The organism is Actinacidiphila acididurans, assembly GCF_016918855.1.
Taxonomy (GTDB): Bacteria; Actinomycetota; Actinomycetes; order Streptomycetales; family Streptomycetaceae; genus Actinacidiphila; species Actinacidiphila acididurans.
The window spans coordinates 94023-118080 of record NZ_JADKYB010000020.1 but is presented as its reverse complement, the minus strand read 5'-3'; the positions used below and the strand labels follow the sequence as shown (position 1 = coordinate 118080).

Annotated in this window: 23 protein-coding genes and 1 tRNA gene; 16 read left to right on the top strand and 8 right to left on the bottom strand. The window is 73.8% G+C overall.

Annotated features, from left to right (window positions below; genetic code table 11):
- The first annotated feature begins 130 nt into the window (after positions 1–130).
- The 3 genes from ITX44_RS30605 (at position 131) to ITX44_RS30595 (ending at position 5443) form a co-directional block, all read left to right on the top strand.
- Positions 131–1003 carry an FAD binding domain-containing protein gene (locus tag ITX44_RS30605; protein ID WP_205361222.1) on the top strand — a complete coding sequence of 291 codons (873 nt, stop codon included), beginning with the start codon at positions 131–133 and terminating at the stop codon, positions 1001–1003.
- Complete coding sequence (locus ITX44_RS30600; protein ID WP_205361220.1) at positions 1000–2712, top strand: (2Fe-2S)-binding protein; 1713 nt, start codon at positions 1000–1002, stop codon at positions 2710–2712. Before ITX44_RS30605 ends, ITX44_RS30600 begins: the two co-directional genes overlap by 4 nt.
- A 421-nt stretch (positions 2713–3133) precedes the next feature.
- Complete coding sequence (locus ITX44_RS30595) at positions 3134–5443, top strand: xanthine dehydrogenase family protein molybdopterin-binding subunit (RefSeq protein ID WP_205361219.1); 2310 nt, start codon at positions 3134–3136, stop codon at positions 5441–5443.
- 333 nt (positions 5444–5776) lie between these two features.
- Here the strand turns inward: ITX44_RS30595 and ITX44_RS30590 are convergent, their stop codons facing one another.
- Complete coding sequence (locus ITX44_RS30590; protein WP_205361218.1) at positions 5777–6325, bottom strand: AAA family ATPase; 549 nt, start codon at positions 6323–6325, stop codon at positions 5777–5779.
- A gap of 392 nt (positions 6326–6717) precedes the next feature.
- Positions 6718–6792, bottom strand: a tRNA-Cys gene (locus ITX44_RS30585).
- 323 nt (positions 6793–7115) lie between these two features.
- Here ITX44_RS30585 and ITX44_RS30580 point away from each other — a divergent pair.
- From ITX44_RS30580 to ITX44_RS30560, 5 genes are all read left to right on the top strand, one after another.
- The gene (locus ITX44_RS30580) at positions 7116–8513 is read left to right on the top strand and encodes an MFS transporter (RefSeq protein ID WP_205361323.1); all 1398 of its coding nucleotides are present in this window, start codon (positions 7116–7118) and stop codon (positions 8511–8513) included.
- A gap of 26 nt (positions 8514–8539) precedes the next feature.
- Positions 8540–8737 (top strand): hypothetical protein, encoded by a 198-nt coding sequence (locus tag ITX44_RS30575; protein ID WP_205361216.1) that lies wholly within the window; start codon positions 8540–8542, stop codon positions 8735–8737.
- Positions 8734–9105, top strand: coding sequence for a type II toxin-antitoxin system death-on-curing family toxin (locus ITX44_RS30570; protein WP_205361214.1), 372 nt, complete (start codon positions 8734–8736; stop codon positions 9103–9105). Before ITX44_RS30575 ends, ITX44_RS30570 begins: the two co-directional genes overlap by 4 nt.
- A gap of 166 nt (positions 9106–9271) precedes the next feature.
- Complete coding sequence (locus tag ITX44_RS30565; RefSeq protein ID WP_205361212.1) at positions 9272–11065, top strand: DEAD/DEAH box helicase; 1794 nt, start codon at positions 9272–9274, stop codon at positions 11063–11065.
- Between the two features lie 381 nt (positions 11066–11446).
- Positions 11447–12184, top strand: a complete 738-nt coding sequence (locus ITX44_RS30560) for an IclR family transcriptional regulator (protein WP_205361210.1) — start codon at positions 11447–11449, stop codon at positions 12182–12184.
- A gap of 72 nt (positions 12185–12256) precedes the next feature.
- On the opposite strand, the gene hppD is transcribed toward ITX44_RS30560, so the two are convergent.
- Positions 12257–13369, bottom strand: a complete 1113-nt coding sequence (gene hppD / locus ITX44_RS30555; protein ID WP_205361208.1) for a 4-hydroxyphenylpyruvate dioxygenase — start codon at positions 13367–13369, stop codon at positions 12257–12259.
- A 154-nt stretch (positions 13370–13523) separates the two neighbouring features.
- Here hppD and ITX44_RS30550 point away from each other — a divergent pair, with 154 nt between their 5' ends.
- On the top strand, positions 13524–13994 hold the full coding sequence (locus tag ITX44_RS30550; RefSeq protein WP_205361206.1) for an Lrp/AsnC family transcriptional regulator: 471 nt from the start codon (positions 13524–13526) through the stop codon (positions 13992–13994).
- Between the two features lie 58 nt (positions 13995–14052).
- On the opposite strand, the gene ITX44_RS30545 is transcribed toward ITX44_RS30550, so the two are convergent.
- On the bottom strand, positions 14053–14841 hold the full coding sequence (locus ITX44_RS30545) for a S16 family serine protease (RefSeq protein WP_205361204.1): 789 nt from the start codon (positions 14839–14841) through the stop codon (positions 14053–14055).
- 211 nt (positions 14842–15052) lie between these two features.
- Here ITX44_RS30545 and ITX44_RS30540 point away from each other — a divergent pair, with 211 nt between their 5' ends.
- Positions 15053–16423 carry an FAD-binding oxidoreductase gene (locus ITX44_RS30540; protein WP_205361202.1) on the top strand — a complete coding sequence of 457 codons (1371 nt, stop codon included), beginning with the start codon at positions 15053–15055 and terminating at the stop codon, positions 16421–16423.
- Between the two features lie 4 nt (positions 16424–16427).
- Here ITX44_RS30540 and ITX44_RS30535 read toward each other — a convergent pair whose 3' ends face one another.
- Positions 16428–16874, bottom strand: a complete 447-nt coding sequence (locus ITX44_RS30535; RefSeq protein ID WP_205361200.1) for an SsgA family sporulation/cell division regulator — start codon at positions 16872–16874, stop codon at positions 16428–16430.
- Between the two features lie 269 nt (positions 16875–17143).
- Here ITX44_RS30535 and ITX44_RS30530 point away from each other — a divergent pair, with 269 nt between their 5' ends.
- The 3 genes from ITX44_RS30530 to ITX44_RS30520 all read left to right on the top strand — a co-directional run bounded on the left by ITX44_RS30530 (position 17144) and on the right by ITX44_RS30520 (position 19741).
- Complete coding sequence (locus ITX44_RS30530) at positions 17144–18379, top strand: RDD family protein (RefSeq protein WP_205361198.1); 1236 nt, start codon at positions 17144–17146, stop codon at positions 18377–18379.
- A gap of 86 nt (positions 18380–18465) precedes the next feature.
- On the top strand, positions 18466–19113 hold the full coding sequence (locus tag ITX44_RS30525; RefSeq protein ID WP_205361196.1) for an RDD family protein: 648 nt from the start codon (positions 18466–18468) through the stop codon (positions 19111–19113).
- A 154-nt stretch (positions 19114–19267) separates the two neighbouring features.
- Positions 19268–19741 (top strand): RDD family protein, encoded by a 474-nt coding sequence (locus ITX44_RS30520; RefSeq protein WP_236061991.1) that lies wholly within the window; start codon positions 19268–19270, stop codon positions 19739–19741.
- A gap of 47 nt (positions 19742–19788) precedes the next feature.
- On the opposite strand, the gene ITX44_RS30515 is transcribed toward ITX44_RS30520, so the two are convergent.
- Positions 19789–20097, bottom strand: coding sequence for a hypothetical protein (locus ITX44_RS30515; RefSeq protein WP_205361194.1), 309 nt, complete (start codon positions 20095–20097; stop codon positions 19789–19791).
- A gap of 286 nt (positions 20098–20383) precedes the next feature.
- Here ITX44_RS30515 and ITX44_RS30510 point away from each other — a divergent pair, with 286 nt between their 5' ends.
- Positions 20384–20692, top strand: coding sequence for a hypothetical protein (locus ITX44_RS30510; protein WP_205361192.1), 309 nt, complete (start codon positions 20384–20386; stop codon positions 20690–20692).
- A 51-nt stretch (positions 20693–20743) separates the two neighbouring features.
- Here ITX44_RS30510 and ITX44_RS30505 read toward each other — a convergent pair whose 3' ends face one another.
- The gene (locus tag ITX44_RS30505) at positions 20744–21346 is read right to left on the bottom strand and encodes an isochorismatase family protein (RefSeq protein WP_205361190.1); all 603 of its coding nucleotides are present in this window, start codon (positions 21344–21346) and stop codon (positions 20744–20746) included.
- A 343-nt stretch (positions 21347–21689) separates the two neighbouring features.
- Positions 21690–23018 carry a nicotinate phosphoribosyltransferase gene (locus ITX44_RS30500; RefSeq protein WP_205361188.1) on the bottom strand — a complete coding sequence of 443 codons (1329 nt, stop codon included), beginning with the start codon at positions 23016–23018 and terminating at the stop codon, positions 21690–21692.
- 134 nt (positions 23019–23152) lie between these two features.
- Here ITX44_RS30500 and clpS point away from each other — a divergent pair, with 134 nt between their 5' ends.
- Positions 23153–23464: an ATP-dependent Clp protease adapter ClpS gene (gene clpS / locus ITX44_RS30495; RefSeq protein ID WP_205361186.1), complete on the top strand. Its 312-nt coding sequence runs from the start codon at positions 23153–23155 to the stop codon at positions 23462–23464.
- Positions 23464–24024 (top strand): DUF2017 domain-containing protein, encoded by a 561-nt coding sequence (locus tag ITX44_RS30490; protein WP_205361184.1) that lies wholly within the window; start codon positions 23464–23466, stop codon positions 24022–24024. The genes clpS and ITX44_RS30490 overlap by 1 nt, the downstream gene beginning before the upstream one ends.
- Positions 24025–24058: the final 34 nt, after the last annotated feature.

The window sequence follows — 24058 nt, the reverse complement described above, 5'->3', positions numbered from 1 at the left end:
GGACGGACCGGTACGTCATGGACCCACGCGCTCACCACCGGGGAACATGTGCCAGAGTTGCCACGTCCGGGCTGTCAGCACGTACCGTACGGCTACCGCGTGACGCAGGAAGCCGGGAAGGGGCAGCGGCGTGAGCACGTATGCAGGACAGGCGGCGGAGAACGTCACGCTGCCGTCCTCGCTCGACGAGGCCGTGGCGGCACTGGCCGCCATGCCCAGCGCCGTGCCGGTCGCCGGCGGCACCGACCTGATGGCGGCCGTCAACTCCGGCCTGCTGCGCCCGGCCGCGCTGGTCGGGCTCGGCCGGATCAGCGAGATCCGCGGCTGGCAGTACGCCGACGGTGCCGCGCTGCTGGGCGCGGGCCTGACCCACGCCCGGATGGGCCGCCCCGACTTCGCCGCGCTGATCCCGGCGCTGGCCGCCGCCGCTCGCTCGGCCGGCCCGCCGCAGATCCGCAACGCCGGCACCCTCGGGGGCAACATCGTGACCGCGGCCCCGACCGGCGACGCGCTGCCGGTGCTGGCCGCGCTGGAGGCGAGCGTGATCCTCGCCGGGCCGGAGGGCGACCGCGAACTGCCGGTCAGCCACCTGCTCACCGGCATGGACCCGCTGCGCCCCGGCGAACTGCTGGCCTTCGTCCGCATCCCGCTGCTGCACGCCCCGCAGACCTTCCTGAAAGCCACCGGCCGCACCGGGCCCGGCCGCGCCACCGCCTCGGTGGCCCTGGTCGTCGACCCGGCCCGGCGCCAGGTGCGCTGCTCGGTCGGCGCGGTCGCGCCGGTGCCGCTGCGGCCCCTGGAGGCCGAGCAGTGGGTGGCCGGACTGATCGACTGGGACGGGGAGCGTACGCTCGCGCCCGAGGCCTGCACGGCCTTCGGGGAGTACGTGGCGGCGGCCTGCATCCCCGATCAGCCCGGGGTCGAACTGCCGCCCGCCGCGGTGCAACTGCGGCGTACCGTGGCCACACTGTCCCGCCGAGCGCTCGGGAGGGCTCTGGCATGACCGACCAGCCGCAGCAGCCGGGCGTGCCCGGCAACTCCGGGGCCTGGCAGCCCGTTCCGGGCGGCGGGGACTACGACCCCGACCAGACCATGCACGTCTCCTTCGCCGCGCAGATCCCGCCGCAGCCGCGGCCCGGCGAGGACCCGCTGGGCGCGCACGGCCCGGTCGGCCCGGCCGCGCCCCCCGACCAGTCCGGTGCCGATCCGGCCGACCCCGCCACCGCGTGGACGATCCCGGTCATCAGGGACGAACCGGACGTGGAATCGGGGGAGTACACGCTCGGCAGCTACTCCCCGTCCGCCTGGGACCAGGCGCCCTCGCCCGCCCCGCCCACCACCCAGTCCTTCCCCGCGGGGATGTTCGGGCAGGGGGCCGCGGCGGCACAGGCCGCGCAGGCGGCCCAAGCGGCGGCCGCGGAGGCTGCGCAGGCCGCCGAAGCGGCCAGGGCCGCCGCCCGGCAGGCGCACGTGGAAGCGGCGCACGCCGAGGCCGTGCACACGGAAGCGCCGCACATCGAAGCCCCGCATACGGAAGTCCCGCACATCGAAGCCCTGCACACGCAGGCGCCGCGCACCGAGGCGCCGGGGGACTTCCCGTCGGTGTACCGCGGCGCCGGCTCCGGCTCCGGCGACCATCTCACCGGCGAGTGGCCGGCGTTCACCGGTCCCGAGAGCGGGGGCGTGCCCTGGCTGCCCGCGCACGCCCCGGCCGCCGACGCCGCCTGGGCCGGCGTGGTGGACGACCCCGAGCGGGTGGAGCCCCCGGCCGCCCACCCCGACGACCCGGCGGTGGCCGCTCCACACACCCTGGACGCCGCCGCGCCCGACGCGGGACTGGCCGCCGAGGCCGGTACGTCCTTCCCGACGGCCGGCGACCCGCTGCCCGACCCGTCCGCCCCCTACGCGCCGCAGCCCCTCCCCGAGGCCGTGGTCCCCGAGGGGCCCGCCCCCGAGGCGGCCGGCTCGCACCCGGACCTGCCCGAGGGCGACCCGGCGGCGCCGCCCGGTGCCGCGCAGCCGCTCCCTCCCGAGGCATCCGCGGCGGACGCACAGAACACTTCGGACGCTGCGGGCGCGCTGGACGCTCCGGAGACCGACGACGAGGCCGCGCCCGAACCGGAACCCGAGCCCGCCGAGCCGACCCGCAGCGAGCACCCGGTCGCCTCGTACATGCTGCGGGTCAACGGCACCGACCGGCCGGTCACCGACGCCTGGCTCGGCGAGTCGCTGCTGTACGTGCTGCGCGAGCGGCTGGGCCTGGCCGGCGCCAAGGACGGCTGCGAGCAGGGCGAGTGCGGGGCCTGCTCGGTGCAGGTCGACGGCCGGCTCGTCGCCTCCTGCCTGGTGCCCGCGGCCACCGCGGCCGGCAGCGAGGTCCGTACCGTCGAGGGCCTGACCGTGGACGGCCGCCCCTCCGACGTGCAGCGCGCCCTCGCCGAATGCGGCGCCGTGCAGTGCGGCTTCTGCATCCCGGGCCTGGCCATGACCGTCCACGACCTGCTCGAAGGCAACCACCACCCCACCGACCTGGACGTACGCCAGGCGATCAGCGGCAACCTGTGCCGCTGCTCGGGCTATCGCGGGGTGCTGGACGCCGTCCGCCAGGTCGTCACCGAGCGCGGCACCGACGAGGACGGCACCCCCGCCGACTCCGACCCGGTCCGCGTCCCCCACCAGGCCAGGACCGGCGCCCCGGAGGCCACCGCATGACCCCAGCCCGTCCCCTCCCGGGTACGGCCCCCCCGCCGGCGCACACCGGCGCACGCCCGGGCACCCGTACGGCGGCGCAGCCGGTCCGTACACCGGGGTCGGCCGCTGTCACGAGGCGGCCGGGGGCCCGGACCGCCGAGCCGAGGGGCCGCGGGCTCGCCCGCATCGCCGGTTCGGTACCGCCGGCCGGCCGCCGCGGGGCACGTACGGTCGCACAGCCGGTCCGTACGCCGGGGTCGGCCTCTGCCACGGGACGGCCGCGGGCCCGGACCGCCCCCGGGTTCGCCGGGCCGGACGGCTCCGTAAACGCTTCGGCCACCGCGCCCGGCCGCCGTGCCGCGGGCCGCGCGGGAGGTCGTAACGCCGTACTCGCCCGGCCCGGGGCCGGTCATCCGGACAGCACGCAGGACGGAGGCGTCGCATGAGCGTGATCGAGGGGACGCCCGTGGCCGGTGGGCTGGCCGAAGGGGCGCCGCCGCACGGGATCGGGGCGTCCGTGCCGTCCGCCGACGCGCTGCCCAAGGCGCAGGGCACGTACCCCTATGCCGCCGACCTGTGGGCCGAGGGCCTGCTGTGGGCCGCGGTGCTGCGCTCCCCGCACCCGCACGCGCGGATCGTACGGATCGACACCGCCGAGGCGCTGGCCATGCCCGGGGTGCGGGCCGTGGTCACCCACGAGGACGTACCCGGCGAGCCCATGCACGGCCGGCGGGTCGCCGACCGGCCGGTCTTCGCCAAGGACATGGTGCGCCACCACGGCGAGCCGATCGCCGCCGTCGCCGCCGACCACCCGGACACCGCGCGGCTGGCCGCCGCCGCGATCCTGGTCGAGTACGAGGTGCTGGAACCGGTCACCGACCCGGAGAAGGCGTTCGCCGCCGAACCGCTGCACCCCGACGGCAACCTGATCCGGCACATCCCGCTGCGGTTCGGCGACCCCGAGGCGATCGGCGAGGTCGTGGTGGAGGGCCTGTACCGGGTCGGCCGCCAGGACCCCGCCCCCATCGGCGCCGAAGCGGGCCTGGCCGTGCCCCGCCCGGACGGCGGCGTGGAACTCTACGTCGCCTCCACCGACCCGCACGCCGACCGCGACCTGGCCGCCGCTTGCTTCGGCCTGGAGGCCGACCGCGTCAAGGTCGTCGTCACCGGCGTGCCCGGCGCCATGGGCGACCGCGAGGACCCCGGCGTCCAACTCCCGCTCGGCCTCTTGGCGCTGAAGACCGGCTGCCCGGTGAAGTTCGTCGCCACCCGCGAGGAGTCCTTCCTCGGCCACGCCCACCGCCACCCCACCCTGCTGCGCTACCGCCACCACGCGGACGCCGACGGCCGCCTGCTCAAGGTCGAGGCGCAGATCCTGCTCGACGCCGGCGCCTATGCCGACACCTCCTCCGACGCGCTGGCCGCCGCGGTCGCCTTCGCCGCCGGCCCCTACGTCGTCCCGCACGTCTTCGTCGAGGGCTGGGCGGTCCGCACCAACAACCCGCCCTCCGGCCACGTACGCGGCGAGGGCGCGCTCCAGGTGTGCGCCGCCTACGAGGGCCAGATGGACAAGCTCGCCGCCAAACTCGGCCTGGACCCGGCCGAGTTGAGGATGCGCAACGTGCTGGCGACCGGCGACCTGCTGCCCACCGGCCAGACCGTGACCTGCCCGGCCCCGGTCGGCGAACTGCTCGCGGCGGTCCGCGACGCCGACCTGCCGCCGCTGCCCGACGGCGAGGACGAGTCGCAGTGGCTGCTGCCCGGCGGCACCGCGGGGGCCGGCGAGCCCGGCGCGGTCCGGCGCGGCGTCGGCTACGCGCTCGGCATGGTCCACGTGCTCGGCGCCGAGGGCACCGACGAGGTGTCCACCGCGACCGTACGCGTCCACGACGGGCGCGCCACCGTCATCTGCGCCGCCGTCGAGACCGGCCAGGGCTTCTCCACCCTGGCCCGGCAGGTCGTCCAGGAAGTGCTGGGCGTCGAGGACGTCCGCGTGCTCGGCTCCGACACCGATCAGCCGCCCGCCGGCCCCGCCGCCCGCGGCCGCCACACCTGGGTGTCGGCCGGTGCGGTCGAACGCGCCGCGAAGATGGTGCGCACCCAGCTTCTCCAGCCGCTGGCCGCCCAGTTCGGCATGTCGGTGGAGCTGCTCACCATCGCCGACGGCAAGATCACCTCGTACGACGGGGTGCTGTCCACGACCGTCGCCGAGACGCTGGACGGCAAGGAGCTGTGGGCCACCGCGCAGTGCCGCCCGCACCCCACCGACCGGCTCGACGAGGTCGGCCAGGGCGACGCCTTCGTGGGCCTCGCGTTCTGCGCGATCCGCGCGGTGGTCGACGTCGACATCGAGCTCGGCGCGGTCCGCGTGGTCGAACTCGCCGTCGCCCAGGACGTCGGCCGCGTCCTCAACCCCCGCCAGCTCGCCGCCCGCATCGAGGCCGGCGTCACCCAGGGCGTCGGCCTGGCCCTCATGGAAGACCTGCGCGCCCCCCGCGGCATCGTCAAACGCCCCTCCTTCACCGGCTACCCGCTCCCCACCGCCCTCGACGCCCCCGATGTCCGCATCGTCCGCCTCGTCGAAGAACGCGACGTCCTCGCCCCCTTCGGCGCGAAGCCCGTCTCCGCGGTCCCCGTCGTCACCTCCCCCGCCGCCGTCGCCGCCGCGGTCCGCGCCGCCACCGGCCGCCCCGTCAACCGCCTCCCCATCCGCCCCCAGGCGGCGATCGTCAAGCCCCCGGCGAACCCCTGAGGGTGGGGCTCTTTCCGCGGGGTGGGGGACCCTTGCGGATGGGCTGGGCTTTGAGGGGCGCCGGGACCCTTGCGGATGGGCTGGGCTTTCAAGGGGCGCGGGGCTGTTTTCGATGTGCGGCTGGCGCCGCGTGAGCGCGACCAGCCACGGCGCACCCGGACCGACGAGGCGGGCCGCACAAAGGCCGAGCCCGGAGACGGACGCCCGTGCGGGAGCACGGCAACTTCAGGGGCGCGGGGAACTGCGCGACAAGCCACAATGCACGGACACCCGGCATCGCACAGAACTCCCCGAGCTGGTTGCCGCTAAGGGCGAGGCCCGGGGGAGCGCGCCCTAACCCGCGACCAGGGCCTCCGCGAGCCCACCCATCACCGCGTCGACCGTTTCTTCCGGCGACTGGTCCGAACTGTCCACCCACAACCCGAGCCTGGGCGTCCGGTCCCGCAGCACATGATCGAGCCCGCCCACGGTCCAGGACCCGTAACCGCTCTTCGCCCGCCCGGCCTCCCGCCGGGCCACCGCGTCCGCGCTGGGCGCGAGCACCACGAGATAGAGCGGCCTGGTACCGATCGCCGCGAGATACGGCTCGAGATGCTCGCCGAGTACCACGTCCTGCACGATCGCGGTCCAGCCGGCGGCGGCGTACAGATCTGCGGTGGCCGCAGTGGCCCGGTACCGCAACCGCAACTGCTCCGCGGCCTCCTCGTCCCCGCCGGGCACCCTCTCCCGCTGCCCGGAGACCACCATCCGCCGGAACACGTCACCACGCACGTGCACCGCCCGTGGCAGCCGTTCGGCCAGCAATTGCGCCACCGTGGACTTGCCCGAGGCCATGACCCCGGTGATGACCACGACGGCCCGTTCGAGCGACGCCTCGTCCATCGGCGTCCCTCCTTCCCCGCGCGTCCCCGTTCGTCCTCCCCGCCCGCGCGCGGCGCCGTCCGTCCGTTCCGCAGTGCTTCCCGGGCCGCGGACCGGTCGACGGCCCCTGGCCGGGGGTTGCCGGACTGAGAGCATTGCAGAATTCCGTTGATCACGGGGCCCGCATCGACCTTCTGCAAGGACCTCGTAATGGACGACTGCCCCGACCCGATACGCGAGAGCCCGCAACGGCACGCAGCGCAGGCGAGTCCGGGCGGCACGCAGCGCAGGCGAGTCTCGACGTGAATGTGGTGCTTGGAGGCCGTGACCGGAATCGAACCGGTGTGACTCTCCGCGGGCGGAGCCCGCTGAACAAGCACAGTGCAGGCGAGTCCGGACGTGGACGTGAAGCTTGGAGGCCGTGACCGGAATCGAACCGGCGTAACTCGCTTTGCAGGCGAGTCCCTCAACCACTCGGGCACACGGCCGTGGTGTGCGTGTGATTCGACGATGGCGGGTGGCGGGGGTGGGGGTCAATGGTTCGGGGGGCCGTGCAATGGGACTGCCATACGGCGTTCACGAACGGGCGGGTGGAGGGGTGGGATCGGTCGGAGGGACCGGGACCGGAGGCGGAGGAGGGATCGGGCGCACGGCAGGGGCGTAGTGGCGGTTTGCCCCTTACGCTAAGCGGGTGGCTGTTGCACGGGTACGGCGTGACCAGGGGATTCCCGCGGAGGTCGAGGAGCTCGAGGAGGGGGTGCTCGGGCGGAGCTACCGTGCGTTGACGCTCGGCATCGTGTCCGTGGTGCTGATGATCGCGTTCGAGGCGACCGCCGTGGGCACCGCGATGCCGATCGCCGCGCGCGAGCTGCACGGCCTGGGGCTGTACGCGTTCGCGTTCTCCGGGTACTTCACCACGTCGTTGCCGGCCATGGTGGCCAGCGGTCAGTGGTGCGACCGGCGCGGCCCGCTGCAGCCGCTCTCCGCGGGCATAGCCGGGTTCGCCGCCGGGCTGGTGATCAGCGGGACGGCCCGGTCCATGTGGCCGTTCCTGCTGGGGCGCGCCGTGCAGGGGCTGGGCGGCGGGCTGGTGATCGTGGCGCTGTACGTGGTGGTGGGGCGCGCCTTTCCGGAACGGCTGCGGCCCGCGGTGATGGCCGCCTTCGCCGCCTCCTGGGTGGTCCCCTCCATCGTGGGCCCGCTGGTGTCCGGCACGATCACCGAACAGCTCGGCTGGCGATGGGTGTTCCTGGCCATCCCGGTGCTGGTGGCGCTCCCGCTCGCGGTGATGCTGCCCACCCTGCGGCGTACCGGCGGCGGCACTCCGGCCGCCGACTCCGGCGCACCCGGGGCCGGACCCGGGGTCGGACCAGGAACCGGACCCGGAGCCCGTACGCGTACCGGAATCCGTAACCCCACCGGCCGTGTCCGGCTGGCCGCGGCCGTCGCTGTCGGAGCCGTCCTGCTGCAGTACGCCGGGCAGGACCTGCGCCCGCTGTCGGCGTTGCCGGCCGTGGCCGGGGCCGCGCTGCTCGTGCCTGCCGCGATACGGCTGCTGCCGCGCGGGACCTTCCGGGCGGCTCGGGGGATGCCCACGGTCGTGCTGATGCGCGGGGTGTGCGCCGGCACGTTCATCGCCGCGGAGAGCTTCGTCCCGCTGATGCTGGTCACCCAGCGCGGGCTGTCGGCGACCCTGGCCGGGCTGTCGCTGGCCGGCGGGGGCGTCACCTGGGCGCTGGGCTCCTGGGTGCAGGCCCGCCCGGCGCTCGCGGCCGTGCGGGAACGGCTGGTCCAGCTCGGCATGCTGCTGTCCGCGACCGCCGTCGCCGTGGTGCCGCTCGCCCTGGACCACGCGGTGCCGCCCTGGATCGTGGCCCTGGCCTGGTGCGTCGGCGGCTTCGGCATGGGGCTGGCCATCTCCTCGATCGGTGTGCTGCTGCTCCAGCTCTCCCCGGCCCAGGACGCCGGCGCCAACTCCGCCGCCCTCCAGGTCAGCGACGCCCTGTCCACGATCCTGCTCACCGCAGGGGCCGGCACCGTCTTCACCGCCCTCGGCGGCGGCTCCACCGCCCCCGACCCCACTCACCCGGCCCTGTCCACCGCCCACCCCGCCGCCTTCGCCGCGGTCTTCCTCCCGGCCGCGGCGATCGCCCTGTCGGGCGTGGCCATCGCGGCGAGGCTGCGGGTCGGGTCGGAGGCGTCACACTAGGCGGTACCAGCTGGTACCATGGATTCATGCCCGGATTGAATGTGCGGTTCACCGAGGAAGAGCTCGAGGCTCTGCGTCAGCGTGCCGAGGCCGAGGGGACGAGCATGCAGGTGGTCGCCCACGATGCGGTGGTGCGCGCCATAAGCGAGCGGTCGCGTCTGTTCGAGGACGCCGCGGCTCACGTGCTCAAGGTCAGCGGCGAGCTGAACCGCAGGCTTGCATGACGCATTTCCTGGTACTGCCCGAGTTGCTCAACCTGGCTCAGCGGCTCGGGGCCGATGAAGTACGCGACTATGGGCTGCTGGAGTCCGCCCTTGCGCGCCCCCAGGCGAGCGTGTTCGGCCAGGACGCCTACCCCGACCTGTGGCAGAAGGCAGCGGCCCTCATGGAGTCGCTCGCCCGCAACCACGCCATGGTGGACGGTAACAAGCGCCTTGCGTGGTATGCGACGTGGGTGTTCCTCCAGATCAACGGCCACCGGCTCCGGGCGGACTTCGACGTGGACGAAGCCGAGAAATTCGTGCTCGCGGTCTGCCAGGGACAGTTGGACGTCCCGCAGATCGCCGAGGCGCTGCCCCGTTTCGCGGGCTGACCCGAGCCGTCCGCGCGGTCGTGTGACAAAGCTCGCACCCCCGCCCGCCCCGGGCGCGGGGTCGGGTCACCGTGGCCGGCGCCCGGTACGCTGAGGCGGTTTTCGTACGAGGCGCGGCCACTGTCGCGCTCGCGTGCGCCCTGGCCCCGACCCCGTACCGGAGACCGTGACTACCACCTCTTCCTCCTCCTCGCACCACCATCTGTCGCCCGCGTTTCCCGGCCGGGCCCCCTGGGGAACGGCGAACCGGCTGCGGGCCTGGCAGCAGGGGGCCATCGACGCGTACGTGGCCAAGCAACCGCGGGACTTCCTGGCGGTGGCCACGCCGGGCGCCGGGAAGACGACGTTCGCGCTGACCCTGGCCTCGTATCTGCTGCACAACCATTTGGTGCAGCAGATCACCGTGGTCGCGCCCACCGAGCACCTGAAGACGCAGTGGGCGGACGCGGCGGCGCGGATAGGCATCAAGCTCGACCCGGACTACAGCGCGGGCCCGGTGGGGCGGGAGTACGACGGCGTGGCCGTGACGTACGCCGGTGTGGGGGTGCGGCCGATGCTGCACCGCAACCGGTGCGAGCAGCGCAAGACCCTGGTGATCCTGGACGAGATCCACCACGCCGGCGACAGCAAGTCGTGGGGCGAGGCGTGCCTGGAGGCGTTCGAGCCGGCCACCCGGCGCCTGGCGCTCACCGGTACGCCGTTCCGGTCGGACACCAACCCGATCCCGTTCGTGGTGTACGAGGAGGGCGCCGACGGCATCCGCCGCTCCTCGGCCGACTACACCTACGGCTACGGCAACGCGCTCGCCGACAACGTGGTGCGGCCGGTGATCTTCCTCAGCTACAGCGGCACCATGCGCTGGCGCACCAAGGCCGGCGACGAGATCTCCGCGCGGCTCGGCGAGCCGATGACCAAGGACGCCATCGGCCAGGCGTGGCGCACCGCGCTCGCGCCGACCGGCGAGTGGATCCCCAACGTGCTGACCTCGGCCGATCAGCGGCTGACCGAGGTGCGCAAGGGCATCCCCGACGCCGGCGGCCTGGTGATCGCCTCCGACCAGGACTCCGCCCGCGCCTACGCCAAGCTGATCCGGCAGCTGACCGGGCACAAGGCCACCGTGGTGCTCTCCGACGACGCCGGGGCCTCCCGCCGCATCGAGGAGTTCAGCGACTCCGACGAGCGCTGGATGGTCGCGGTGCGCATGGTCTCCGAGGGCGTGGACGTGCCCCGGCTGGCCGTCGGCGTGTACGCCACCACCATCTCCACCCCGCTGTTCTTCGCCCAGGCCGTGGGCCGGTTCGTACGGTCCCGGCGGCGCGGCGAGACCGCGTCCGTGTTCCTCCCGACCATTCCGAACCTGCTCGAATTCGCCGCGCAGATGGAGGTCGAGCGGGACCACGTACTGGACCGGCCGAAGAAGCAGGGCGAGGAGGACCTGTTCGCCGAGGAGGACAAGCTGCTCGCCGAGGCCGAACGGGAGCAGGACGAGGCCACCGAGGACGACCAGCTCAAGTTCGAGGCGCTGGAGTCCGACGCGGTCTTCGACCGGGTGCTCTACGACGGCGCCGAATTCGGCATGCAGGCCCACCCCGGCAGCGAGGAGGAGCAGGACTACCTCGGCATCCCCGGCCTGCTGGAGCCGGACCAGGTGCAGATCCTGCTCCAGCGGCGGCAGGCCCGGCAGATCGCGCACAGCCGCCGCAAGCCGGACGAGGAGGCGGACCTGCTGGAGCTCCCGGCGGACCGGCGCCCGATCGTGACGCACCGTCAATTGCTGGAGCTGCGGAAGCAGTTGAACACCCTGGTGGCCGCCTACCACCACCAGAGCGGCAAGCCGCACGGCGTCATCCACAACGAACTGCGCCGGGTGTGCGGCGGACCGCCGAGCGCCGAGGCGACTGCGGGACAGCTCACCGAACGGATCAAGAAGGTGCAGGAGTGGGCGACCCGGATGCGCTGACCGTCCGGGGGGCTTTCGGCGGCCCGGGCGGCGGTCGCAGTGGTGGGCCGGGCGGCGGTCGGGGCGGCGGCCCGGGCGGCGGTCCGGCGGCCTGAAGCGGCGGATTCGGCGGTCCGCGGCGGTCTAAAACGGTGGTGCCCGCGCCCGCGCTCGTGCAACGATCCGCAAAGACGGGTCAAAAGCAGCGCCCGGATTGTGGACGACCCCTTCCGCTCAGCGGTACTCGCTCGCTACGGTGCCGGTCACGCACGCGCCGTGGCAGAGCAGCCGCGGAGCGCAGCCGGTTTGCCGACACCGGCGGCCCTCTCCGCGCACTGCCCCGGGACCGGCAGTGCGTACGAGCCGTGAGACCCGCCGCCGACTTCACGAGGAGGGGGCGTCGTGACCGCGGAGACGTCTCAAACGCTCGACCGGGGCCTGCGGGTCCTGAAACTGCTCGCCGACACCGACCACGGGCTGACCGTCACGGAGCTGGCCGCCAAGCTCGGCGTGAACCGCACCGTGGTCTACCGGCTGCTGGCCACGCTGGAGCAGCACTCGCTGGTCCGCCGTGACCTGGGCGGACGGGCCCGGGTGGGGCTTGGCGTCCTGGGCCTGGCCCACCAGGTGCACCCGCTGCTGCGGGAGGCGGCGCTGCCGGCCCTGCGCTCGCTGGCCGAGGACATCGGCGCCACCGCCCACCTGACCCTGGTCGACGGCAGCGAGGCGCTGGCGGTGGCCGTGGTGGAGCCCACCTGGACCGACTACCACGTGGCCTACCGCACCGGCTTCCGCCATCCGCTGGACCGCGGCGCGGCCGGCCGGGCGATCCTGGCCGGCCGCGCGATCCAGGCCACCCCCGACGGCAGCGGCTGGGAGCCGGTGGGCGACGACGCGTACGTGGAGCGGGCCGCCGGCACCCCGGGGGACGTCGCCGGGGACGCCACGGCGGCCCTGACCCGCTACGTGCTCACCCACGGTGAACTGGAGGCCGGTGCGAGCGGTGCCGCCGCCCCGCTGCTGGGCGTGCCCGGCATCGAGGGCAGCGTCGGCGTGGTGATGCTCGCCGACTCCGTGCCCGAGCGGGTGGGGCTGCGGGTCGTCGAGGCCGCGATCGAGGTCGCGGACGCCCTGCGCTGAGCGCACGCCCCGGACCGCCGGAGGACCGGCGGCCCGGACCGTGCGGGAGCCTCACCGGACCGTGCGGGAGCCTCAGAGGTTGCCGCGCCGCTCCTGCTCGCGCTCGATCGCCTCGAACAGCGCCTTGAAGTTGCCCTTGCCGAAGCCCATCGAGCCGTGCCGCTCGATCATCTCGAAGAAGACGGTCGGGCGGTCCTGCACCGGCTTGGTGAAGATCTGCAGCAGGTAGCCGTCCTCGTCGCGGTCGGCGAGGATGCGCAGCTCGCGCAGGGTGTCGACGGGCACGCGGGTCTCGCCCGCCCAGTCGCCGAGGGTGTCGTAGTAGGAGTCGGGCGTGTCCAGGAACTCCACGCCGGCCTCCCGCATGGCCCGCACCGAGGCGACGATGTCGTTGGTGGCCAGCGCGATGTGCTGCACGCCGGGGCCGCCGTAGAACTCCAGGTACTCGTCGATCTGGGACTTCTTCTTGCCGGCCGCCGGCTCGTTGAGGGGGAACTTGACCTTGCGGGTGCCGTCGGCGACGACCTTGGACATCAGCGCCGAGTACTCGGTGGCGATGTCGTCCCCGACGAATTCCTTCATGTTGGTGAAGCCCATGACGCGGTGGTAGAAGTCCACCCACTCGTTCATCCGGCCGAGCTCGACGTTGCCGACGCAGTGGTCGACGGCCTGGAAGAAACGGTTCTTCGGAGGGGTGACCAGCGGACCTGCCGCCTCGTACCCGGGCAGGTACGGCCCGTCGTACCCGGACCGGTCGACCAGGGTGTGCCGGGTCTGCCCGTAGGTCGCGATCGCGGCCAGCACCACCGTGCCGTACTGGTCCTTCAGCTCGTAGGGCTCCTCCAGGCCGGTGGCGCCGTGCTCGACGGCGTACGCGTACGCCGCGCGCGCGTCCGGCACCTCGATCGCCAGGTCGACCACCCCGTCGCCGTGCTCGGCCACGTGCTCGGCCAGCGACCGGCCGTGGGCGGAGGAGGGCTTGATGACGGAGGTGAACACGAACCGGGCGCCGCCGGACTCCAGTACGTAACTGGCCGTCTCGCGGCTGCCGTTCTCCGGCCCGGAGTACGCCGTGCGGCGCATCCCGAACGCGGTCGAGTAGTAGTGGGCCGCCTGCTTCGCGTTGCCCACGGCGAACACGACGGCGTCCATGCCCTTTACCGGGAAAGCATCCTTCTCAGTCATGGAAAAAGCCTCGCCCCGCCCTTCAGGGTGCGCAATAGTTCCGGATTTCACTGGACATCCTGTGCAGCCGAAGCCAGGATCGGGAAGTCAATCTGTGCAGGATGACCATGAAACGCCGGGGGCGACCCCGAGGTGACCACGGGAGGCGGGCGGCATGGGGATCGACGCGCTGGACGGCCGGCTGATCACTCTGCTGGACCTGGAGCCGCGGATAGGGGTGCTGGAGGCGTCCCGCAGGCTGGGAGTGGCCCGCGGCACCGTCCAGGCCCGGCTGGACCGGCTGCGGGCCGGCGGGGTCATCCGCGGCTTCGGCCCCCAGGTCGACCCGGCGGCCCTCGGCTACCCGGTGACCGCCTTCGCCACCCTGGAGATCAAGCAGGGCCTGGGCCCGCAGGTCCGCGCCCACCTGGCCGGGGTGCCCGAGGTGCTGGAGCTGCACACCACCACCGGCCAGGGCGACATGCTCTGCCGCCTGGTGGCCCGCTCCAACGCCGACCTGCAACGGGTGATCGACAAGGTGGTCGGCTTCGAGGGCATCGTGCGGGCCGCCACCGCGATCGTGATGGAGAACCCGGTGCCGCTGCGGATCATCCCGCTGGTGGAGCAGGCGGCCCGGGAGCAGTGACCCCGCGCGGGGCCCCGCGCAGCCCGCGAGCTGCCGGTCCGGCCCGCGGGCGGTCGGGTCAGCAGGCCGGCGTCGGCTTGCCCGCGTTCAGGTCGTTCAGCGCGGACAGCGCCCCGTCCAGCGTCTGGACCGGGATCAGCTTGAGGCCGGAGGGGAGCTGCGCCTTGGCGTCGGAGCACTCGGCGCGCGGTACGAGGAAGACGGTGGCGCCGTCGCGCTTGGCGGACACCTCCTTCAGCGGCACCCCGCCGACCGCGCCGACCTTGCCGGAGGGGTCGATGGTGCCGGTGCCGGCGACGACCCGGCCGCCGGTCAGGTCACCGCCGTGGCCGTTGCCGTCCACCTTGTCGATGATGCCGAGGGTGAACAGCAGGCCCGCGCTCGGGCCGCCCACGTCGGCGAGCTGGAGCTTCACCTTCACCTGCGAGGGGGACAGGCCCAGGTGCTGGAGCGCGGCCGCGGTCGCGTTCTCCTGGGACTGGGTCATCTCCTTCTGGTTGACCTTGGTGATCTGCTGCACCGAGCCGCCGCTGGGGTAGACCGAGTCGCGCGGCATCGCGGCCTGGTCCTTGTTCCACCAGGCCCGCCACACGTCCGAGAAGTGCACGGACGCGTTGGGGGCGGTGGCCGAGACGGTCAGCATCCGCAGCTGCCCGGTGGTGGCGCGGACCGGGGTGCCGGTGATGGTGATCACCTGGGTGCCCTTGCTCGAGCCCAGCACGTCCGCGGTCGGCCCCGGCATGACGATCGACACCGGCAGCGGCGCGAAGGCGGCCACGGCCAGCAGCGCGACGAGCACCGCCGCGCACACGGTCAGGACGGTGGTCCGCCGGGAGAGCTGAAGCATGCGCCCGACCTTATGGCACCGCCGCCCCCGCGTGCGCCGCGGCCTGTGGACAACGCCCCGCCGGGGGCCCCGCGGCCCGCGCGAACGCCGCCCGGGCACGCCTGTGGACGCCACGTGCGGACGCCCCCCGCCGACGCTCCCCGTGAGACGGCGCACACCCCACCCGTACGGCGATCTACCCAGGCGGCGCCCGCGGTGCGACGCTGAGCACATGGCTGACGAGCTGACCACCGCCCTGGCCGCGGGCCTGCCCGAGGGCGCGCTTCTCACCGACCCCGACGTGACCGACGCGTACGCGCGCGACATGGCCGGCTTCTCCGCGGCCGGCGCCCCCGCGGTGGTGGTGCTGCCGCGCACCGTGGAGGAGGTGCAGCACGTCATGCGGACCGCCACCGCGCTACGGGTGCCGGTGGTGCCGCAGGGCGCGCGCACCGGCCTGTCCGGCGGCGCCAACGCGGTGGACGGCTGCATCGTGCTGTCGCTCACGCGGATGGACCGGATCCTGGAGATCGACCCGGTGGAGCGGATCGCGGTGGTCGAGCCGGGCGTCGTCAACGCCGTGCTGTCCCGGGCCGTCGCCGAGAAGGGGCTGTACTACCCGCCCGACCCGTCGAGCTGGGAGCAGTGCACCATCGGCGGCAACATCGGCACCGGCGCCGGCGGGCTGTGCTGCGTGAAGTACGGGGTGACGGCCGAGTACGTGCTCGGCCTCGATGTGGTGCTGGCCGACGGGCGGCTGCTGCGCACCGGCCGGCGCACCGCCAAGGGTGTGGCCGGCTACGACCTGACCCGGCTGTTCGTGGGCTCCGAGGGCACCCTCGGGGTGGTGGTCGAGGCGGTGGTCGCGCTCAAGCCGGCGCCGCCGCAACAGCTCGCCATGGCCGCCGAGTTCGGCTCGGCCGCGGCGGCCTGCGACGCGATCTGCCGGATCATGGAGAGCGGCCATGTGCCGTCGCTGCTGGAGCTGATGGACCGCACCACGATCCGGGCGGTCAACGCGATGGCCCGGATGGGCCTGCCGGAGACCACCGAGGCGCTGCTGCTGGCCGCCTTCGACACCCCCGACCCGGCGGCCGACCTGGCCGCGGTCGGTGAGCTGTGCACGGCGGCGGGCGCCACCGACGTGGTGCCGGCGCAGGACGCGGCCGAGTCGGAGATGCTGCTCCAGGCCCGGCGGATGGCGCTGCCCGCGCTGGAGAAGGTGTCCACCGCCACCATGATCGACGACGTGTGCGTACCGCGCGGCCGGCTCGGCGACATGCTGGAGGGGGTGGCCCTGATCGCGGAGAAGCACGAGTTGACCATCGGGGTGTGCGCGCACGCCGGCGACGGCAACACCCACCCCGTGGTCTGCTTCGACGCGCTCGACCCGGAGGAGTCCGCGCGGGCCCGCGCCTCCTTCGACGAGATCATGGCGCTCGGCCTGGACCTCGGCGGCACCATCACCGGCGAGCACGGCGTGGGGCTGCTGAAGAAGGACTGGCTGGCCCGCGAACTCGGCCCGGTGGGCACGGAACTCCAGCGCGGCGTCAAGGCGGTCTTCGACCCGCTCGGCCTGCTGAACCCGGGCAAGGTGTTCTGACGGCTCACGCCCCCGCGTCCGGGGTCTCGTCCCGGGTGCCGGGGGCGGCCAGCAGGGCGCTGAGCCCGTCGTCCAGGGCGAGTTGGTCGAGTTCGGTGCCCGGGGGGACCGCCCGCAGGGTGCGCTCCAGCCAGGCGGCGACCGGCGAGGAGGGCGCCTCCAGCAGGGCGTCGCCGTCGGGCGAACTGAGCGCCAGGCAGATCACGCTGCGGCCGTTGACCTTGGTCGGCCAGATCCGCACGTCGCCCTGACCGCTCGGCCGGAACACCCCCTCCACGATCAGCTCGCGGGCGAACGTCCAGTTCACCGGGGCGTCAGAGCCCACGTGGAAGGTGATGTGCACGGCGAAGGGGTCGTCCGTACGGTAGGCGAGCCGGGCCGGAACCGGAACGCTTCGTTCCGGTGACAGCACGAGCTCCATCTCGAGTTCACGTTCCACCACGGTCTGCATGATGTCGACGTCCTTTCCCTGGCGTGGCGGCCCCCGGCGGCGGGTTGCAGGGTGGGGCCTCACCTGGAGAGAGCGCGTGCCTCTCCCACCATTACGCGAGTTCCGCGGATTCGTTTCAACTTTCCGGAACCTGGGGCGTACTGATACGCCCCGGGGTAAGGACGAGTCATCAGGGTGGTGTGCGCCGGGCCGGACCCGCCGGGCCGGACGGTCTGGTACATGTGGACGTCACACACCCCCCGGCCGAGCAGATACGGAACCCGTGAACCATGAGCGCACCCACGTCTGGCTCCTCCGGTTCTTCCGCCTCCCCGGCTCCGGGCTACTACCCGGACCCGTCGATTCCGAACTACATCCGGTACTGGAACGGTTCGGCATGGGTGCCGGGTACGAGCCGGCCGGCCCCGATCGACGGTGAGCCGCCCGGACCGCCCTCCGGCGGGGCGCCGGCCGCGCCCCGGCCCGTCGCGTCGGTCGAGGAGTCGGGCCCGATGTACCTGGACGAGGACCCGCGGGCCCCGCTCTCCCAGGGCCCGGAGACCGCGCAGGTGACTCCCCTCGCCGACCGGCCGCAGCCCGAACGGCCCCGCACCGACTGGGGAGTGCCGCAGCAGTCGCCGCCGCCCGCCGCCGGTCCGCCGCCCGCCGCCGGTCCGGTGCCCCCGGCCGCGCCCGTACCCCCGGCCGCGCCCGTGCCGCCCGCCGCGCCCGGGGTGCCGTACCAGCGGCCCGCGCCCCAGGAGGCGGCCCCGGCCCCGCAGGCCCGTCCACTGCCGCAGCCGGCGCCCGCGCCGCAGCCGCAGCCCTTCGCGGACCCGCCCCAACCGCAGCCCCGGCCGGCTCCCGCACCCCAGCAGCCGCATCCTCAGCCCCAGCCGTTCCAGACCGCCGCGCAGGGCGCCGCCCCCTGGGCCGAGCAGGTACGGGAGCTGGCCCGGCAGGGCGGCGGTCCCGAGGCGGGCGAACCCGTCATCCCGTGGCGGCCGGTGGCCCAGGACCCGTTCGCGTCCGCGGTCCGCGACGACCGGCCCGGCGGGCTGGTCCGGCGGTTCGCCGCGCGGGTGGTGGACACCGTGCTGCTCGGCGTGGTGACCGCGGCGGTGGCGGTGCCGCTCGGCCGCTCCGCGTACCACCACGACAAGGCCAAGGTGGACGCCGCCCGGCAGACCGGGCGGACCGTCAAGGTGTGGCTGCTGGACGGCACCACGGGCGCGCAACTAGCGGCCGTGCTGGTGACCGTGCTCGTCGCCGGGTTGCTGCTGGAGGTGCTGCCGACCGCCAAGTGGGGCCGCACACTGGGCAAGAAGCTGGTCGGGCTGAAGGTGCTGGACATCGAGGCGCAGCTGCCGCCCGGCTTCTGGGCGAGCCTGCGCCGCTGGCTGGTGCAGGTCGTGCCCACCGCACTGGTGGTGGGTCTGGCCGGCGTCGCCTGGTGCCTGTTCGACCGGCCCTGGAAGCAGTGCTGGCACGACAAGGCGGCGCGTACGTTCGTCGCGAGCGCCTGAGCGCACCCCGTCTCGCGCGCCCGCCGGGTCGCCCGAACGGCCGGGCGCGGCGGGCGGCCGTACCGCCCCAGGGGTTGACTCGGGCCATGAGCACCGAGCCGCCCGAGGGGCCGCCGCCCGATCAGCCGCCGCCCGGGAGCCCCTACGGCGGCGGTCCGTACGGCCCTCCGCCGCCCGGCGGGGAGGAGGGCGGCCCGTGGGGCGGCGGGCCCTCGGGCGGCGGCCAGGGACCGTACGGCAAGGGACCGTACGGCAAGGGTCCGAACGGGCCCTACGGCGGCGCGCCCGACCCGCTGGCCGGGATGCCGCCGCTGGCCGAGGGCGGCAAGCGCGTGCTCGCCCGGATCATCGACCTGGTCATCGTGCTGATCCCGGCCGTGCTGCTGGACTGGGCGGTCGGCGGCCTGCGCGGCAACGACTTCAGCACCGGCCGCTCGGCAGTCGGCGGCCTGTTCACCGCCGGCATCGGCTTCTTCTACGAGTGGACGATGACCCGCGACCGCGGCCAGAGCATCGGCAAACGCAGAATGGGCCTGCGCACCGCCATGCTGGCCGACGGCGACATCCCCACCTCCCAGGCGGCGGCCACCCGCGCCCTGGTGCTCTGGCTGCCCGCCTTCTGCTGCAGTTTCTTCTGGTTCGTGATCATCGGTATCACAGTGCTCCTCGACCGGCCCTACAAGCAGGGCCTGCACGACAAGGCGGCCAGGACGGTGGTGGTGCGCGCCGACTGACGGTCTCCCCGGAACCGGGCGCCCGTTCCGTACGGCTGCGGCGCCGCCCGCGTATACCCGGCGCGCCGCCGCCCATCCCGGTCCGGCGTGCCCGGTGTCCCAAGGCCGCCAACGCCCTTCACGGTCCCCCGATCGGCTGATTTACTCGGCAGGCATGACGGTTGAGCAACCGATCGGCATGCCCCCGCTCGCGGGTTACGGCCAGCGGTTCCTGGCCCGGTTCGTGGACAACGCGATCCTGCTCGCGTTCGACGCGCTGGCCAGCTCCACCCTGCTCGGCGGCGACGTGGCGGACGCCCGGGACGCCCCGGCGGCGAAACAGGTCCTCGTGGGGGTGATCCCCTTCCTGCTGTACTTCGCCTACGAGGGCGCCATGACCGCCGCCCGCGGGCAGACGTTGGGAAAGATGGCGGTCCGCATCAGGGCGGCGCGGCTGGCCGACGGCGCGGTGCCCGGCCCCGCGGGCTGGACCAGGGCCGCGGTCTACGCGCTGCCCGGCCTCCTCCTCGCCCTGCTGGTCGGCCCGCTGTTCTGGCTGCTCAATGTGCTGTGGTGCACCTGGGACCGGCCGTGGCACCAGTGCCTGCATGACAAAGCGGCCAGGACCGTGGTCGTGGCCGCTGTCTGACGTCGCCGTCCGAAGCCGTGGCCGCCCGTCGATCCGGGCGGGATGCCTCAGCTCCGCAGGAAGGTTTCGCTCACCAGGGAATCCCGGGGCTCGGCCGGGGCGGCCGGCACCCGTTGGCGCGGCAGGGACACGGCGCGGGACGCCGCAGCGGCCGGCCGCCGGCTGCCGCGCAGCACGAGGACGGACGCGACGAGCAGGCCGACGAACAGCCCGGCCGCCCCGATCCCCACCACGGCCGCGCCGGAGCGCGCGCCCGACAGCAGCAGCATCGCGAAGGTGGACAGGACGACGGCCAGGGAACCGTAGGCGACGTGCGCTATTGCAGGACGTGGTTGCGCGGACGCAGGACGTGGCATGGCGGATCCGTCCCTCGGGGGTACGCCGTAGCGGGGGCACTGACGGGTCAGCGCGAGGGCTGATGGGGTGACTCTACGGTTCGGAATTCCCGGCCCCGACGCCGGGTAAGCGCGCCCTCACCGCCCGTGCGGAGCACAGGGGGGCGCATGGGTCGCACGCGTGACCGATCGTTCCGCTTCTTCTTCCCGCCCCGCCGCCGCCCCGCCGCCGCCCGGATCCGCCTTCCGGGCGCCGTTCGGCCCGCTTCCCCTGGTGGGCGGCCGCCGAACGGCTGATGATGTGACCATGGCCGTCGGCGGATTCAGCAGGCTCCCTTCCGGAACGGTCGTCGTCGCGATCGCCCTGCCGCACCCGGCGGGCACCGGACAGACCCTCCGGGTGGTGGTGCGCGCCCTCAACCGGCAGCGCGCCCTGACCCGGCTCGGCAACGCGGGCTTCCGCGGCGCCCGCCTGAGCGGCAACGTCGAGCCGCCCACGCCCGACGAGATCACCGCGGTGCTGCACCACCCCGACGGCCTGATCTGGCGCGACTACCACGCGGGGGCGACCGCGGCCTGGCAGCCGATCTCGGCGCTGAACCGTTTCGTGCAGTGAGCTGCTGTTCTGTTCGCCCTGTACGGTGACCCGCCGTTGCCGGCTGCCCGGTTACGCCGGCTGCGTGCGGACCACCGGCTCGCCGGTCAGCTCCACGCCCGCCTCGCGCAACTCGGTCAGCGCCTGCTCGGTGGTGGCCGGGGCGACGCCCGCGGTCAGGTCGAGCAGCACCCGGGTGGTGAAGCCGGCCCGGCGCGCGTCCAGGGCGGTGGCCCGTACGCAGTGGTCGGTGGCGATGCCCACCACGTCCACTTCGGTGACGTCGCGGTCGCGCAGCCAGTCGGCCAGGCCCACGCCGTTCTCGTCCGCGCCCTCGAAGCCGCTGTACGCCGCCGCGTGCGCCCCCTTGCCGAACACGGCCTCCACCGCGCCCGAGGCGACCGAAGGGGCGAAGTTCGGGTGGAAGCCGACGCCCTCCGTGCCCGCCACGCAGTGGGCCGGCCACGTGTGCTCGTAGTCCGGGTGCGCCGAGAAGTGCGCCCCCGGGTCGATGTGATGGTCCCGGGTCGCCACCACGTGCCGGTAGCCCGTCCCGGCGGCCTCGCCGATCAGGTCGGTGATCGCGGCGGCCACGTCGGCGCCGCCCTGCACCGCGAGGCTGCCGCCCTCGCAGAAGTCGTTCTGCACGTCGACGACGATGAGTGCGCGGTGCATGGTGCCTCCGGCGGTTCGTTTGGGGGAGTGGCTGGGGTTGGGGGTGGCTCTTGGGTTCGCCCGCCGGCGGGGCGGGGATTTCTGCGGGTCGGTTCTTGGGTCGGTTGAGCTTAGGGATCTTTGCGGGTTGGGGGGAGGGGGCCTTGGTGTGGGGGTTGGTTGGTGTGGTTTTGGTCTGCTCTCCGCCGTCGTGGCTTGTCGCGCCCACGCGGCGCCAGCCGCATATCAGGCACAGCCCCGCGCCCCTATTGGTGCGGCTCCTCCGTGGTCGGCGGCGCCCCTTGTCGGTGCGGCTCCTCCTCCTGGGCGCCCCGCCCCTTCGGGGCGCGCCTTCCCAAGATCCTCAGGCGAATTCCGTCGGGAGGACGGGTTCGCCGCGGGAGAGTTGGGTGGCGGAGAGGGGGAGGCCCGCGCGGGCGGTGAGGTGGCGGGTGCGGGCGGTGTCGAGGGGTTCGCGGCCGATGATCTCGCCGTTGTGGACGAGGTGGGCGAGGAGCTGGTGGTCGGTGAGGTCGGGGGGGACGGGGCCGCTGCCGATGACCTCGGCTTCGGCGATGCCGTCCTCGTCGAGGCGGCGGGCGGCCCATTTGCGGCCGCCGATGCTGGTCTTGCCGCCGAGGGACTTCTTGGCGACGGGGAGGAGGGGGGCGCGGGGGTCGTCGGAGGTGGCGCGGGCGACGAGCTTGTAGACCATGGCGCAGGTGGGGTGGCCGCTGCCGGTCACGAGGGAGGTGCCGACACCGTAGGCGTCGACGGGGGCGGCGGCGAGGGAGGCGATGGCGTATTCGTCGAGGTCGGAGGTGACGACGATGCGGGTGTCCTTGGCGCCGAGGTCGTCGAGTTGCTGGCGGACCCGGTGGGCGAGCAGGAGCAGGTCGCCGGAGTCGATGCGGACCGCGCCGAGGTCGGTGCCGGCCACGTCGACGGCGGTGCGTACGGCGGCCGCGACGTCGTAGGTGTCGACCAGGAGGGTGGTGGTGCGGCCCAGGGACTCGACCTGGGCGGTGAAGGCGTCGCGTTCGGTGTCGTGCAGCAGGGTGAAGGCGTGCGCGCTGGTGCCGATGGTGGGCAGGCCGTAGCGGAAGCCGGCGGCCAGGTTGGAGGAGGAGGCGAAGCCGCCGATGTACGCCGCGCGGGAGGCGGCGACCGCGGCCAGTTCGTGGGTACGCCGGGCACCCATCTCCATCAGCGGCCGGCCGCCGGCGGCGACCGCCATCCGGGAGGCCGCGGCGGCGATCGCCGAGTCGTGGTTGAGGATCGACAGCACCACCGTCTCCAGCAGGACCGCCTCGGCGAAGGTGCCCTCGACCCGCAGGATCGGCGAGCCGGGGAAGTACACCTCGCCCTCCGGGTAGCCCCAGATGTCGCCGCGGAAGCGGTAGCCGGCCAGCCACTCCAGGGTCTCGGCGTCGACCACGCCCTCGCGTTCCAGGTAGTCCAGCACGGGGGTGTCGAAGCGGAAGTTCTCCACCGCGTCCAGGACCCGGCCGGTGCCGGCCACCACCCCGTAGCGGCGGCCCTCGGGCAGCCGGCGGGTGAACGCCTCGAAGACCGAGCGCCGGTGCGCCGCGCCGCTCTTGAGCGCGGCCTGCAGCATGGTGAGCTCGTACCGGTCGGTGAACAGGGCGGTGGACGGCACGTCCACCGGCAGTCCCAGGTCTGCTGTGCTCATGACCGCGATGCTACCTCCGATTTCGTCAGACTGACGAGATGGGGTGGGGTGTGTACCGCGCCACACTCCGCGCTCGCCCCACGCACACGCCGTTTCACGCGCGCATTTGTGCGTAACGCCACAGCGGCGGCAGCATGGGAACCGTGAGCGTTGCGCCTGCCGAGATCGAACGTACGGAATCGAGCGAAGCACCCTTCGAGGTCCCCGAGCCGGACGTTCCATGGGTGACCCTCGTGCACAACGACCCCGTCAACCTCATGAGCTATGTCACCTACGTCTTCCAGACGTACTTCGGGTACTCCAAGAACAAGGCGACCGAATTGATGAAGGACGTCCACTACAAGGGCCGGGCCGTGGTCTCCAGCGGCACCCGCGAGGAGATGGAGCGGGACGTGCAGGCCATGCACGGGTACGGCCTGTGGGCAACCATGTCGCAGGACCGCTGATGAGCAAGCGTTCCAGGGCGGGCTCCTTCGAGCCGGTGCGCGGGGGCGGTGCGGCGATCACCCTCGACCAGGTGGAGACCTCCATCCTGCGCAGCCTCGCCGTGCAGTTCCTCGAACTCCTCGGGCCGGGCGACGCCCCGGCCGGCGCGGAGCCGGACCCGCTGGCCGAGTTGTTCGCCGAGGGGCCGACCAAGCCGCCGGAGGACCCGGTGCTGGCGCGGCTGTTCCCCGACGCGTACGAGGAGACCGCCGACGCGGCCGAGTTCCGCCGCTTCACCGAGAACGACCTGCGGGCCCGCAAGCGCGAGGACGCGCTGGCCATGGTGCGGCAGCTGGACTCCGGCGGCCCGCGCATCCAGCTCGACCCCGACCAGGCCCGCCAGTGGCTCGGCGCCCTCAACGACCTGCGGCTGGCCCTCGGCACCCGGCTGGAGGTCACCGAGGACGAGGACGACGAGCTGTACCGGCTGTCCGACGACGATCCGCGCAAGCCGCTGGTGATGGCCTACCTGTGGCTCGGCGGCCTCCAGGAGTCACTGGTCGAGGCGCTCATGCCGTGACCCCGGCCGGGGCCGCGGCGCCGCGACCGTAACA

Bases quoted from the DNA above. Each gene is read 5' to 3' on its own strand.
- ITX44_RS30500 (WP_205361188.1), bottom strand. From the start codon at position 23,018: ATGAGCACAGCAGACCTGGGACTGCCGGTGGACGTGCCGTCCACCGCC.
- ITX44_RS30545 (WP_205361204.1), bottom strand. From the start codon at position 14,841: ATGCTTCAGCTCTCCCGGCGGACCACCGTCCTGACCGTGTGCGCGGCG.
- ITX44_RS30520 (WP_236061991.1), top strand. From the start codon at position 19,268: ATGACGGTTGAGCAACCGATCGGCATGCCCCCGCTCGCGGGTTACGGC.
- ITX44_RS30540 (WP_205361202.1), top strand. From the start codon at position 15,053: ATGGCTGACGAGCTGACCACCGCCCTGGCCGCGGGCCTGCCCGAGGGC.
- ITX44_RS30535 (WP_205361200.1), bottom strand. From the start codon at position 16,874: ATGCAGACCGTGGTGGAACGTGAACTCGAGATGGAGCTCGTGCTGTCA.
- hppD (WP_205361208.1), bottom strand. From the start codon at position 13,369: ATGACTGAGAAGGATGCTTTCCCGGTAAAGGGCATGGACGCCGTCGTG.
- ITX44_RS30510 (WP_205361192.1), top strand. From the start codon at position 20,384: ATGGCCGTCGGCGGATTCAGCAGGCTCCCTTCCGGAACGGTCGTCGTC.
- ITX44_RS30525 (WP_205361196.1), top strand. From the start codon at position 18,466: ATGAGCACCGAGCCGCCCGAGGGGCCGCCGCCCGATCAGCCGCCGCCC.
- clpS (WP_205361186.1), top strand. From the start codon at position 23,153: ATGGGAACCGTGAGCGTTGCGCCTGCCGAGATCGAACGTACGGAATCG.
- ITX44_RS30580 (WP_205361323.1), top strand. From the start codon at position 7,116: ATGATCGCGTTCGAGGCGACCGCCGTGGGCACCGCGATGCCGATCGCC.
- ITX44_RS30550 (WP_205361206.1), top strand. From the start codon at position 13,524: ATGGGGATCGACGCGCTGGACGGCCGGCTGATCACTCTGCTGGACCTG.
- ITX44_RS30505 (WP_205361190.1), bottom strand. From the start codon at position 21,346: ATGCACCGCGCACTCATCGTCGTCGACGTGCAGAACGACTTCTGCGAG.
- ITX44_RS30530 (WP_205361198.1), top strand. From the start codon at position 17,144: ATGAGCGCACCCACGTCTGGCTCCTCCGGTTCTTCCGCCTCCCCGGCT.
- ITX44_RS30600 (WP_205361220.1), top strand. From the start codon at position 1,000: ATGACCGACCAGCCGCAGCAGCCGGGCGTGCCCGGCAACTCCGGGGCC.
- ITX44_RS30595 (WP_205361219.1), top strand. From the start codon at position 3,134: ATGAGCGTGATCGAGGGGACGCCCGTGGCCGGTGGGCTGGCCGAAGGG.
- ITX44_RS30590 (WP_205361218.1), bottom strand. From the start codon at position 6,325: ATGGACGAGGCGTCGCTCGAACGGGCCGTCGTGGTCATCACCGGGGTC.
- ITX44_RS30570 (WP_205361214.1), top strand. From the start codon at position 8,734: ATGACGCATTTCCTGGTACTGCCCGAGTTGCTCAACCTGGCTCAGCGG.
- ITX44_RS30575 (WP_205361216.1), top strand. From the start codon at position 8,540: ATGCCCGGATTGAATGTGCGGTTCACCGAGGAAGAGCTCGAGGCTCTG.
- ITX44_RS30490 (WP_205361184.1), top strand. From the start codon at position 23,464: ATGAGCAAGCGTTCCAGGGCGGGCTCCTTCGAGCCGGTGCGCGGGGGC.
- ITX44_RS30515 (WP_205361194.1), bottom strand. From the start codon at position 20,097: ATGCCACGTCCTGCGTCCGCGCAACCACGTCCTGCAATAGCGCACGTC.